The organism is Vibrio pomeroyi, from assembly GCA_041879425.1.
Classification (GTDB): Bacteria; Pseudomonadota; Gammaproteobacteria; order Enterobacterales; family Vibrionaceae; genus Vibrio; species Vibrio pomeroyi_A.
In genome coordinates, this window is sequence record CP090855.1 from 967,414 (window position 1) to 979,803 (window position 12,390).

12 protein-coding genes are annotated in these 12,390 nt (G+C 45.4%); 9 read left to right on the forward strand and 3 right to left on the reverse strand.

The window, feature by feature from the left end:
* Positions 1 to 72: 72 nt before the first annotated feature.
* Positions 73 to 654, reverse strand: a complete 582-nt coding sequence (locus tag L0992_20205; protein XGB70336.1) for a TetR/AcrR family transcriptional regulator — start codon at positions 652 to 654, stop codon at positions 73 to 75.
* 131 nt (positions 655 to 785) lie between these two features.
* On the opposite strand from L0992_20205, the gene L0992_20210 reads away from it, so the two are divergent.
* The 3 genes from L0992_20210 to arsB all read left to right on the forward strand — a co-directional run bounded on the left by L0992_20210 (position 786) and on the right by arsB (position 2,925).
* The gene (locus L0992_20210) at positions 786 to 1,304 is read left to right on the forward strand and encodes an HPP family protein (protein XGB70337.1); all 519 of its coding nucleotides are present in this window, start codon (positions 786 to 788) and stop codon (positions 1,302 to 1,304) included.
* Positions 1,305 to 1,423: 119 nt separating this feature from the next.
* Complete coding sequence (locus tag L0992_20215) at positions 1,424 to 1,765, forward strand: metalloregulator ArsR/SmtB family transcription factor (GenBank protein ID XGB70338.1); 342 nt, start codon at positions 1,424 to 1,426, stop codon at positions 1,763 to 1,765.
* Positions 1,766 to 1,869: 104 nt separating this feature from the next.
* Positions 1,870 to 2,925: an ACR3 family arsenite efflux transporter gene (arsB, locus tag L0992_20220; protein XGB70339.1), complete on the forward strand. Its 1,056-nt coding sequence runs from the start codon at positions 1,870 to 1,872 to the stop codon at positions 2,923 to 2,925.
* Positions 2,926 to 2,996: 71 nt separating this feature from the next.
* Here arsB and L0992_20225 read toward each other — a convergent pair whose 3' ends face one another.
* Positions 2,997 to 3,878 carry a LysR family transcriptional regulator gene (locus L0992_20225; GenBank protein ID XGB70340.1) on the reverse strand — a complete coding sequence of 294 codons (882 nt, stop codon included), beginning with the start codon at positions 3,876 to 3,878 and terminating at the stop codon, positions 2,997 to 2,999.
* Between the two features lie 128 nt (positions 3,879 to 4,006).
* Between L0992_20225 and L0992_20230 the strand changes: the two genes are divergently transcribed.
* The 6 genes from L0992_20230 (at position 4,007) to L0992_20255 (ending at position 11,387) form a co-directional block, all read left to right on the forward strand.
* On the forward strand, positions 4,007 to 4,438 hold the full coding sequence (locus L0992_20230) for a PACE efflux transporter (GenBank protein XGB70341.1): 432 nt from the start codon (positions 4,007 to 4,009) through the stop codon (positions 4,436 to 4,438).
* Between the two features lie 438 nt (positions 4,439 to 4,876).
* Complete coding sequence (locus L0992_20235; GenBank protein ID XGB70342.1) at positions 4,877 to 5,731, forward strand: aquaporin; 855 nt, start codon at positions 4,877 to 4,879, stop codon at positions 5,729 to 5,731.
* A gap of 59 nt (positions 5,732 to 5,790) precedes the next feature.
* A complete protein-coding gene (gene glpK, locus L0992_20240; protein XGB70343.1) occupies positions 5,791 to 7,311 on the forward strand; it encodes a glycerol kinase GlpK in 1,521 nt (506 codons plus the stop codon).
* Positions 7,312 to 7,622: 311 nt separating this feature from the next.
* Entirely contained in the window at positions 7,623 to 8,414 is a 792-nt protein-coding gene (locus L0992_20245) for a DeoR/GlpR family transcriptional regulator (protein ID XGB70344.1), read from the forward strand.
* A 348-nt stretch (positions 8,415 to 8,762) separates the two neighbouring features.
* Positions 8,763 to 10,322: a glycerol-3-phosphate dehydrogenase gene (gene glpD / locus L0992_20250; protein ID XGB70345.1), complete on the forward strand. Its 1,560-nt coding sequence runs from the start codon at positions 8,763 to 8,765 to the stop codon at positions 10,320 to 10,322.
* 255 nt (positions 10,323 to 10,577) lie between these two features.
* Positions 10,578 to 11,387, forward strand: a complete 810-nt coding sequence (locus tag L0992_20255) for an SDR family NAD(P)-dependent oxidoreductase (protein XGB70346.1) — start codon at positions 10,578 to 10,580, stop codon at positions 11,385 to 11,387.
* Positions 11,388 to 11,489: 102 nt separating this feature from the next.
* Here the strand turns inward: L0992_20255 and L0992_20260 are convergent, their stop codons facing one another.
* Positions 11,490 to 12,386, reverse strand: a complete 897-nt coding sequence (locus L0992_20260) for a LysR family transcriptional regulator (GenBank protein ID XGB70347.1) — start codon at positions 12,384 to 12,386, stop codon at positions 11,490 to 11,492.
* Positions 12,387 to 12,390: the final 4 nt, after the last annotated feature.

A 12,390-nucleotide genomic window follows, 5' to 3' on the forward strand; every position in this document is an offset into this window, starting at 1 on the left:
TATTTCAACGCTCCAAGATAGAACTGTTTAATGGAGATAGGGACAGCCTATCTTCATTAATCTCCTTAAAAATCAAGCGAGAGTCGCTAAGACGTTTAATGCTTGTCGGTAGGCTTTTTTCTTGACGCCATGGTTTGAATCTGATGTTGAATCAAATTCGCCAAATTCACTTCTTACAATAAGCCCTTCGATAAACGTCATAACCGATTCTGTTCGTCGTTCGAACGTTGCAGCGTCTGCGGCCTCGCCATCGCTTACCATATTGTGGATCGTATTCTTAAGCCAAGTCTTGTGTTTGTGCGAGAGCGTTGCAATGTCATCTTCTGACTCTTTAAATTCGGCGAGTGCATGCATGAACATGCAACCTTTGAAGTCTGGTTGTTCAAACCATGCGAAATGCCAATCTAAAAGTGCGTCCAGTTGGTTTTGTAATCCAGAATTGGATGCAAGTGCCTCCTCTAAACTCGACTCAAAACGCTGATGACGCCTTTCCAACACCGCTTCAATCAGCTTGGTTTTAGAACCAAAGTGACGATACATGGATGTCTTAGAAACCGCTGCCTCATCTCGGATCATATCCACCCCAACAGCGGTATAACCAAACTGGTTAAACAAAGACTCAGCCACATCCAAGATTAGTTCTTTCTTACTCATCCTATCCACTCGTTCAATTCGGGTCACAAAATTTTACGTTGTAAAGAGTGTACAGATCTGTATCATTCAAATCAAACGGTACAGATCTGTACACTCTTTTTTATTTTCTACTCATAGGCGAGGAGTTCGTGATGATACAAAAACTGATCGGTGGAGGAGATCTACCTCCAAAGGCAACATTGAACCAACTATTGAAGGGCTTTGTCGGTGGTACGGTAGGCATATTGATCTTGTGTTTACTTGCCGAGCAATCACAAGTTCCTTGGTTAATGGCACCGTTCGGCGCGACTTGTGTGCTGTTGTTTGCAGTACCAACCTCGCCGCTTGCTCAACCACGCAACATCATTGCGGGTCATTTTATATCAGCAGCAGTCGGACTCGCAGCGCTGTATAGTTTTGGTGATTCTTATTTAGTAATGTCGATAGCAGTAGGTAGCGCGATATTTTTGATGCAGTACTTTCGAGCGGTTCATCCACCAGCAGGTGCTAACCCGATCGTTATCGCGTTAGCAGGCACATCACTCGTCGATTGGACCTTCTTGTTTACGCCTGTTTTAGTCGGTAGTGTCGCGCTCGTTTTGGTGGGCGCTATGCTCAATAACACCTCGAGACAACAACGATGGCCGCTGTATTGGTTAGGAAAATCTTAAATCGACCTTAAGGTTGCCCATTCCTGTCAGGCATTAAATAAATTAGCGTTGACCACTAAAAGAAATGGGCTTACTATTAATCGTCTTTTAACGATTATCTTAAAGTGAGCCACTTAAGTATGACTACAACATGCCAAGCAACAGATAGCTGTTCTCTACCTCTTCCGACGAGTAATACTGAAGCAGAAAAAGAGATGGCTGCGTTAGCAAAAGCACTCGCTCATCCAGCGAGAATTCGCATACTTAGTATCTTGTCCGCTTTAGAAAAATCGGGGGGCTGCTTGAACAGCGACTTGGTTAGCGAATTAGGTTTGGCGCAATCAACAGTATCAGAGCACCTAAGAATCTTGAAAACCTCCGGTTTCATCACTGCTGAATCAATACCACCGAAAATGTGCTACCGCATTAATCGAGATAATATTCAGCAATTTGAGACGCTAATCGACACCATTTTGAAATAGATTCATCGCGCTTAGTTTGTCGAATACAGAATAAACTAAGCGTATTTTTTATTCTTTAATATCGCTTTTCGACGATTAACGATATCAACTAAAGAGAAAATATCATGAAACCAAAGTTAGGTTTTCTAGATCGCTACTTAACACTGTGGATCTTTATTGCGATGGGGCTTGGTGTATTACTTGGCACCGTATTCCCACAAATCGAACAGTGGAACGAATCAATGTCTGTTGGCACAACCAACATTCCGCTGGCAATTGGTCTTATCTTAATGATGTACCCACCTCTGGCAAAGGTTAACTACAACCTGTTAGGCACCGTGGTAAAAGATAAGAAAGCGATCAAACTATCTTTGATCATGAACTGGCTTGTCGGCCCAATTCTGATGTTTGTGTTGGCGCTAACATTCTTAGGTGACCACCCAGGTTACATGGTCGGCGTGATTCTGATTGGTCTTGCTCGTTGTGTGGCAATGGTTCTGGTTTGGAACGACATCGGCGGCGGTAACAAAGAATACGGTGCGGCATTAGTTGCTCTAAACAGTGCATTCCAAGTGGTGAGCTACAGCTTTATGGCGTGGCTATTCATCAGCGTTCTTCCACCAGTATTTGGTTACGAAGGCATGATGGTTGATATCTCGATGATCGATATTGCACACAGTGTACTTATCTACCTAGGTATCCCATTCCTAGCAGGCTTCCTAAGCCGTAAGATCCTTGTGTCGATGAAAGGCGAGCAGTGGTACAACGATGTGTTCATTCCACGTATCTCACCAATCACACTGATTGCTCTACTGGCGACTATCGTGCTGATGTTCAGCCTAAAAGGCGAGATGATTGTTGAACTGCCAATGGACGTATTGTTGATTGCGGTTCCACTGACTATCTACTTCACAGCGATGTTCTTCATCAGCTTCTTCATTGGTAAGAAGATGGGTATTGAATACGACAAGAACGCGTCAATCGCATTCACAGCGACAGGCAACAACTTCGAGCTAGCGATTGCCGTTGCTATCTCAGTATTCGGTATTAACTCAGACCAAGCGTTTGCAGGCGTTATCGGTCCACTGATAGAAGTACCCGTGCTGATTTACCTAGTGAACGTTGCGCTTAAGATGAAAGACAAGTACTACAACGGTCTGACGGTTAAATCTAGCATCTAGCAGAAGATTAGAAAAACTAAGGGCTTACCTTTCGGGGTAAGCCCTTTCATTTGTCTATGGTTTGGAAAAGATCAATCGAGTAAGGTTTTGAGGTTGTCTTCCAACCACAGCAAACCCGGCCCTTTCATCGCTTTCTTGGAGATCACCAAATCGACAGGAGGCGACCATGTTTTATGGTCAAACGAGACGTTTATCTGGTTAAGCTTTCCTTGTTGAATCTCATGTTCCACCAAGTAACTCGGTAAGTATGCCCAGCCCACCGAGCTATGTACGATCATCTCCTTGATAGCAACAAAGCTGTTCGCCCACCACACCTTGCCCGCTACCACTGGGAAATGGTCAATCACCTTACCTTTGTTGCCTCGTAGAATAAGCTGTCGATGAGAAATAAAGTCCGGCAACTTCGCAACCGACACTTCAGCTAAAGCATGGCTTGGATGACACACAGCAACAAAAGGCAGATTACCGATAAAGCACGGCTCTGAATCGACATGAAAAGCGAGGTCAGTAAACATCAGGCCGATGTCTGCGCGGTCTTGTGACACCAAACGGTTCACATCAGTACTCGCCGCTGCCATTAACTCAATTTCTGTCGCTGGGAATGTTCGGCTGAACTTATCCAACACCTTAGGCAATGAAGGAAGTAACAAGGCATCGTCTAAAGCGATACGCAGTAGCCCTTCCTCTTGATTATTGATGGCATTGACCGACGAGTTGAGATCTTCCACTTGTAGAATAATCGCTTTGACCTGCTTGAAAATCTGCTGACCTTGCGCCGTCAGCGTTGGCTTGCGTGTCGAACGGTCAAAAAGTTGAACATTAAAATCTATTTCAAGATTACTGATACCTTGGCTCACCGCCGACTGCACCTTACCTAACTCTCGAGCACTGGCAGAAAATGACCCTAATTCAACGGCATACACAAACATTTTCAGCTGTTCTATGTTGTACATTCGGTGTCTCCCAACACTTACTATCACCATATGTGATGCTAACTATCTTTATATTATCACTTAAATAGATACTATCTAGCCAAGTCATTAGCCCATAGAGGCTAGAAAAACATAAAGAGAGTAAAGAGATGTCACATAAAGAACGCATGTTACACATGGTGCTATTTGAATTAGCAGCTTTGATTTTGATGGCCGTGGCGGCAACTTACATTGTTGGTGGCGGAGCAGTAAAAATGGCAGGCTTGGCGCTGTCTTTATCGCTGATTGCGATGACGTGGAACTATGTCTACAACTACGGTTACGACAAGATTTACAGCGCTGACCGCAGCAAACGAACCAAGAAAACACGTATTCTGCACGGCTTAGGTTTCGAATTAGGCTTGATGTTGGTGTCGTTCCCGCTACTGATGTGGGTACTTCAACTCGATTTCTGGACAGTATTAATGATGGATATCGGAATTGTTATCTTCTTCGTGCTTTACGCAATTGCGTTCAACTGGGTGTATGACTCGATCCGAGCTCAGTTGGTTGCGCGAGGAAAGGTCGCAGCTCTGGTTTAGAGAACCAAGTTCTAGAAAAACAACCCCCAAATCAAAACTGCCAAACTACACCGTAGTTGGCAGTTTATTCAGTTATGCATGTAAGCTCATTGGTTAACGCCCTTGTTACATAGCAAGAACATCGCCTAACCCTTCTTAATTAAGTCTAATAATCCACCACTCACGAAGTAGCATCACAAATCTCAACAGAAACTCCTCGTACCAGTTGTGCATCCGTTTACATACAGGTAATTTTAGCGGCCTCGAAACACATCAATTCGAGCAATGACGTTCATGCGAGCTTCTTTTTCGAACAAAAGTGTTCGGATTAACATTTCAAGTGACTTTAATTAACAATTTTATGCTCAAACGCTCACTTTTAATGTTCGTTTATTTTCGAGTTCGCAAATTTATGCACAATACACGTGCTAGATAAGCAAAACTAAAAAGGACTCGAACATGACAACAAACAAACACCCTTCTTTATTTGGGCAATGCTTAGCCGAATTTATCGGCACAGGATTGCTCATATTTTTTGGCGTTGGCTGTGTGGCAGCATTGGTATTAACCGGTGCAACATTCGGACAATGGGAAATCAGCATCATCTGGGGCTTCGGTGTTGCTATCGCGATTTACTGTACTGCTGGTGTTTCTGGCGCACACATTAACCCAGCAGTGACCATCGCACTGGCAATGTTCCATGGCTTTGATAAGGCGAAAGTAGTGCCTTACATTATCTCTCAGCTACTTGGCGCATTCTGCTCTGCAGCTTTGGTTTACAGCCTATACAGCAACCTATTTACTGACTACGAAATCGCGCATAACTTCGTTCGTAGCAGCCAAGACGCATTATCAACCGCTGGTATCTTCTCGACTTACCCACATGCTTCACTCTCTTTCTTCGGCGCTTTTGCTGTGGAATTCGTGATTACCGCTGTGTTGATGTTTGCCATTTTGGCGCTAGGTGATGAGAACAATGGCGCATCTCGCGGCGCGATGAACCCACTACTGATCGGTATTCTTATCGCAGTTATCGGTGGTTCTTTAGGTCCACTGACTGGCTTCGCAATGAACCCTGCTCGTGACTTTGGACCAAAACTTTTCGCTTACTTTGCAGGTTGGGATTTTGCATTGAGCGGTGCTCGTGATATTCCTTACTTCATCGTTCCAATTCTTGCACCAATTGCTGGTGCGTGTTTTGGCGGTTGGTTGTACCCACGTGTTATCGGTGCTTACCTACCAGTAGAAGGCCAAGGCTGCACAATTCCAAACCAATGTGAAACAGCAGAAGAAGCTGAACAAGCTCAAGCTTAATCCCTAAGCGACCCTACATTTACTAAAATATAAATAACAAAAGAAAAAGGATTCTTACCATGACCGAGCAAAAATACATTGTTGCCCTAGACCAAGGCACCACAAGCTCTCGCGCTGTAATCCTCGACCACGATGCAAACATCGTAAGCTCTTCTCAACGAGAATTTACTCAAATCTACCCGAAAGCGGGCTGGGTTGAGCATGATCCAATGGAAATCTGGGCGACTCAAAGCTCTACATTGGTTGAAGCGCTTGCTAAAGCAGGCATTCGCAGCGACGAGCTAGCGGGTATTGGTATCACTAACCAACGTGAAACCACCATTGTTTGGAACAAAGAAACTGGCAAACCGGTTTACAACGCAATCGTATGGCAGTGTCGCCGTACAGCAGACATCTGTGAAGACCTAAAAGCACGTGGCCTAGAAGACTACGTACGTGACAATACTGGCTTAGTCCTTGACCCGTATTTCTCAGGTACAAAAGTAAAATGGATTCTAGACAACGTTGAAGGCGCTCGCGAAGACGCTGAAGCAGGCAAATTGCTATTCGGTACGGTTGATACTTGGTTAGTTTGGAAGATGACTCAAGGACGTGTACACGTTACGGATTACACTAACGCGTCTCGTACTATGTTATTTAACATCAACGACCTATGCTGGGATCAAAAGCTACTTGATGAGATGGGTATCCCTTCATCAATGATGCCAGAAGTGAAACGCTCTTCTGAGGTTTACGGTCAAACAAACCTTGGCGGTAAAGGCGGTACTCGTATCCCAATCGCGGGTATTGCGGGTGACCAACAAGCTGCACTTTACGGTCAAATGTGTGTAGAAGCTGGCCAAGCGAAGAACACATACGGCACAGGTTGTTTCCTTCTAATGAACACTGGCCAAGAGAAAGTAACGTCTAAAAACGGCCTACTAACAACACTGGCATGTGGTCCTAAAGGTGAACCTGCATACGCACTGGAAGGTGCGGTATTCATGGGCGGTGCATCAATCCAATGGCTACGTGATGAGATGAAGCTACTGGCTGGCGCAGAAGACTCTGAGTACTTCGCAACTAAAGTGGATTCTTCGAACGGCGTTTACGTGGTTCCTGCATTCACAGGCCTAGGCGCACCATACTGGGATGCTTACGCTCGCGGCACGATTGTTGGCTTAACTCGTGGTGTTAACTCGAACCACATCATCCGTGCAACGCTGGAAGGCATTGCTTACCAAACTCGTGACGTACTAGACGCGATGCAAGCGGACTCTGGTATCAAGCTAGCAAACCTACGTGTTGATGGCGGCGCAGTTGCGAACAACTTCCTAATGCAATTCCAATCAGACGTGCTGGATACTGAAGTTCACCGTCCTGAAGTAACGGAAGTAACGGCTCTGGGTGCGGCGTATCTTGCTGGTCTAGCAGTTGGTTTCTGGGACAGCATTGATGAGCTTCAAGACAAAGCGGTTCTAAACCGTACCTTCATGCCACACCACGACGAAGAGAAGCGTAACCGCCGTTACAAAGGCTGGAAGCGTGCTATCAAGTGTGCTCAGGTTTGGTCTGAACTGCACGATGACGACGAAGAGTAATACTGAGTATTCAGTTAGTCACTATTAGCTAGACACTAGTCGTTAACTGAGCTGAGGCGTTCGAATAATCACCTTTCACGTCGATTGGATTGTTCGAACCTCAGTAAACGAAACTAAAAAGAGCACTGTTTTGTGCTCTTTTTTGCGTTTCGGGCTCAAATTTACCGCTCTCAGCACCGTTTTTGCGGTTTAGACACGATTCCTTACCATCATTACTTCTCTCTCTTCGTCAATTCGAGCACAATAGCGCGAGTTTATATTTTCGATTTTGACGCGCTAGAGCCTTTGGCGTGCAGGGAGTGGTAAGTTAAGTGAAGCAGATACCAAGACACCAGCAGATTGTAGACCTGGTTAAAACACAAGGATATGTGAGTACCGATGAGCTCGTTGAAAAGTTCGATGTCAGCCCACAAACCATCAGACGAGACCTCAACGAACTGGCCGATAGCAACAAAATCCGTCGCTATCACGGTGGTGCAACCATTCCTTTAAGCTCAGAAAACACCTCTTACAACACGCGTAAAGCGCATAACTTCAACGAAAAAGACGTGATCGCCGACGAACTGGTTAAACATATCCCAGATGGCGCAACCTTGTTCGTTGATATCGGAACCACACCTGAATCGGTGGCGCGCGCGCTGAACAAAAACCACAAACAACTCAGAGTCGTGACTAACAACATTAACGTTGCGAGCATCCTTCTGCCGAACCCAGAGATCAAGGTTATCTTGGCGGGCGGCGAAGTGAGAAACCGCGACGGCGGCATCGTGGGTGAAGCAACACTCGATTTCGTTAAACAGTTCCGCCTTGATTTCGGTATCTTGGGGATCAGTGGTATCGACTTTGACGGCTCACTGCTCGATTTTGACTATCACGAAGTTCGAGTGAAACAAGCCATCATAGAAAACAGCCGCAGTATTTTCTTAGCTGTCGACCACACTAAGTTTGGCCGTAATGCGATGGTTAAGCTTGGTAATATCTCTCAGGCACACATGGTATTTACTAATAAGCAGCCGCCGGAAGAGATTCTTAACATCCTAAAAGATTCAGACATTCCGTTAGAAGTCATCGATACCGCTCAACCTTCAACACCCAGTGAATAGGCCCAGCTAAGCTAAGCTAAGCTAGATTGAATTGAGTTGAATTGGTTTTAGTTGAGTTAAGTAAGAGCACTCGCATTCGTGAACAATCAAAAGCCAGATCTATTGATAAACACTTATCGATAGCTGGCTTTATTAATAACTAAACCATCAATACTTGATCCCTGTTCATGTCACTTCTATGCTCGAATAAGTTTTATTTGAACCTCTGCTTTCATAAGCAGAGGTTTTTTTATGCGCAAATCACATAAAACGCGCATAAACGAAAATAATAAATGACCGCAAACGAAAGTTAATATAGGATTCAACTATGTTCTAAAATGCTCGTTCGCTCAGCAAGAGGTCAAAACCATGAGTGCTCAACAAAATAATTCAAAAAATAGTACATCTTCAACTCTAGACTTAATCGTGATCGGCGGCGGCATCAATGGTGCAGGCATCGCGGCAGATGCAGCAGGTCGTGGTCTAAACGTTGGTTTATACGAAGCAAATGATTTCGCCTCTGCGACGTCGTCTGCAAGTTCAAAACTTATCCACGGTGGTTTACGTTACCTTGAACACTACGAGTTTCGTTTGGTTTCGGAAGCACTGGCCGAGCGTGAAGTATTGTTAAGAAAAGCACCTCATGTTGCTCAACCAATGCGTTTCCGTTTACCTCATCGACCATTTTTACGCCCAGCTTGGATGATCCGCTGTGGCCTATTCCTTTACGATAACTTGGGTAAACGCACCACGCTTCCTGGTAGTAAAACAGTGAACTTAGAGAAATCAGGTTTATTGAAGCCAGAGATGAAAACAGGTTTCGAATACTCAGATTGCTGGGTAGATGATGCGCGTATGGTATTGCTGAACGTGTTAGCGGCGAAAGAAAACAACGCAGAAGTTCGTAACTACTGCCGAGTTGAAAAAGCACACCGTGAAGGCGATGTTTGGCATGTAACGATTCTTGATGTGATGACGAACCAACGCTTTGAGCGCCAAGCAAAAGCGCTTGTTAATGCTGCTGGCCCTTGGGTTAAGCAATTCTTTGATGATGGTTTAGAGCAGGCGTCTCCACGTAATATTCGTTTGATCAAAGGTTCACACATTGTTGTTCCGCGCATTCATGACGAACCACAAGCCTACATTCTGCAAAACAAAGACAATCGCATTGTGTTCATGATCCCTTACCTAGACAAGTTCTCGATCATTGGTACTACCGACCTTGAATACAAAGGCGACCCACGCGAAGTGGCTATCGACGATGTAGAAGTGGATTACCTGATTGATATCGTTAATCAGCACTTTGTTAAGCAACTTGGTCGTGAAGACGTAGTTTGGACATACAGTGGCGTAAGACCGCTTTGTGATGATGAATCTGACTCACCGCAAGCGATCACTCGTGACTACACATTAGAATTGGACGCAGAGCTGGATCAAGCACCACTGCTTTCAATCTTCGGTGGCAAGTTAACCACTTACCGTAAGCTTGGTGAAGCGGCACTAAACAAACTGCAACCTTACTTGAAACACATGGGCGCACCTTGGACAGCTAACGACACGCTACCAGGTGGTAACTTCAGCTGCAGCAGAGAACAACTGGCGACCATGATTCATACCAAATACCCTTGGGTATCAGAAGCGCTGTTGCTTCGCTATGTCACTCAATTTGGTACTTACACGTGGAATCTGTTGGAAGGGGCAACCAGCGAAGCTGACCTTGGCATTAAATTCTCAAGTGAAGCACATGGCGTTTATCAAGCTGAGATCGATTACTTGATCAACGAAGAAATGGCGATGACAGATGAAGACATCTTGTGGCGCAGAACCAAGCTTGGCCTGTACATGAGCGAGTCAGAGCAGCAAGCGGTGTCCGATTACTTAAAAGAGAAGCTACAAAGCAAAGTCGTGAGCTTTTCTCAAGTAGGCTAATTCCACCAGCCAACAATACATTTCAAGAACCTGATTATCTCGAAGCTTAGCGTCCCCCGCGCTAAGCTTTTTTATTGTCTGCTATTTCGCTCTGACTGAGACGTTGTTCGCACTTCCATTTTCAATAAAATCTAAATAGTGTTTTATTAATCCCGTTGATTATCAAGTTCGTAAAAGGTTGCTATTCTTTATCTCAACGAAACAACACATTTAAAAACGCTCGCGATGTCAGCGCTTTAATAAGGAATCTATTCCATGCAAAAAGTTATTCTGATCACAGGCTCTACCGACGGTATCGGCTTCGAAACTGCAAAAGTACTCGTTCAACAAGGTCACCACGTTTTATTGCATGGACGTAACCCGAGCAAACTCAAAGACGTTGAGCAGCAACTTGTGGCTCTCTCGACCGAAGCAAAAATCCAAAGCTACGTGGCAGATTTGTCCGTTTTGGCTGATGTGGATGCATTGGCTGACGAAGTGATTGCTGAGCACGATAAGATTGATGTATTGATTAACAACGCAGGCGTGTTCAACACTCCGAACCCAATTACCAAAGACGGGCTAGATGTTCGCTTTGCTGTAAACACAGTGTCACCGTATCACCTAACCAAGCGCCTGCTGCCAGTGCTAGGCTCATCTAGCCGCGTGGTTAACCTTTCTTCAGCAGCGCAAGCCGCAGTGAGCATTGAAGCGCTAGAAGGCAAGAAGCCAATGTCTGATGGCGACGCTTACGCACAAAGTAAACTGGCGATCACCATGTGGACTCGTGAAATGGCAAAAGAGCTAGGTTCTGCAGGACCGATGGTTGTTGCGGTAAACCCAGCTTCGTTACTGGGCAGCAAAATGGTGAAAGACGCGTACGGCATTGCTGGCGGCGACCTAAGCATTGGTTCTGATATTCTTGTTCGCGCATCATTGTCTGACGAGTTCGCACAAGCGGGCGGTCAGTACTTTGATAACGACAACAACACCTTTGCTAACCCGCACCCAGATGCAATTTACGGTGATAAGTCACAACAAGTTGTCGCTAAAATTGATGAGATCATCGCAGCAACGCTTTCTTAATGACAGCTACGCTCAATTGATTGTCTGATTCCAAGAAAAAAGCCCTGCGTGACTAAGTTATACGTTAGTCACGCAGGGCTTTTTCGTTAAACCTATCTGATTTTACTTTTGTTCCCAATACGGCGGGTTGCCATAATACTCAGAGAAGTAGTCAATAAAGGCTCTCACTTTTGGCGCAAGCAACCTTGTGCTTGGGTACACCGCCCAAATCGCCGCTTCTGAGGTAAGTGGGTAATCTTCCAACACTTGAATCAGCTGACCACTTTTCAGTTGCTCATACGCACACCAATTCGACGTCACCGTAATACCAATACCACCTAACGCTGCATCACGCAGCGCTTCGCCGTTATCCGCTCGAAAAGACCCCGAGGCCTTAATCGTTTTAGGCCCGTTTTCAGTATGGAAGGTCCAGCTTTCTAAGCCAATCAAACTAATACACTGGTGGTCATTGAGATCTTGAGGCGTGGCTGGCTTGCCGTATTTGATTAGATAATCTGGCGATGCACACACAACACGTTTGTCGGTCGCGAGCTTTCGAGCAATGAGTGTCGAATCTTTCAGTTCAGAGATGCGAATCGCGATATCGAAGCCGCCTTCTACAAGATCGACCATAGAATCTGACAACCTGAAATCCACTTTCAAACCCGGGTAACGCTCAAGAAATCCAGGCAGTGCCGGAACCAAATGCAAACGTCCAAAAGACGCAGATGCCGTAACGCGCAATGTTCCGGTTGGAGAATCACAGCCCACACCGACCGCCGACTTGGCAGCATCAACACTCGATAACACCTCTTCAGCGTGAGGTAAGAATGCTTCCCCCTCCTCTGTTAAAGATACTTTACGAGTGGTGCGATGTACTAAGCGAACGCCCAAATTGTCTTCGAGTTTACTGATATGGGAGCTAGCAACCGCAGGAGACAACCCCAGCTCTTGGCCAGCCATACTGATGTTATGTGTGGAGGCTAAACGAACAAACAATTTGAGGTGTTCAATATTCATGTGA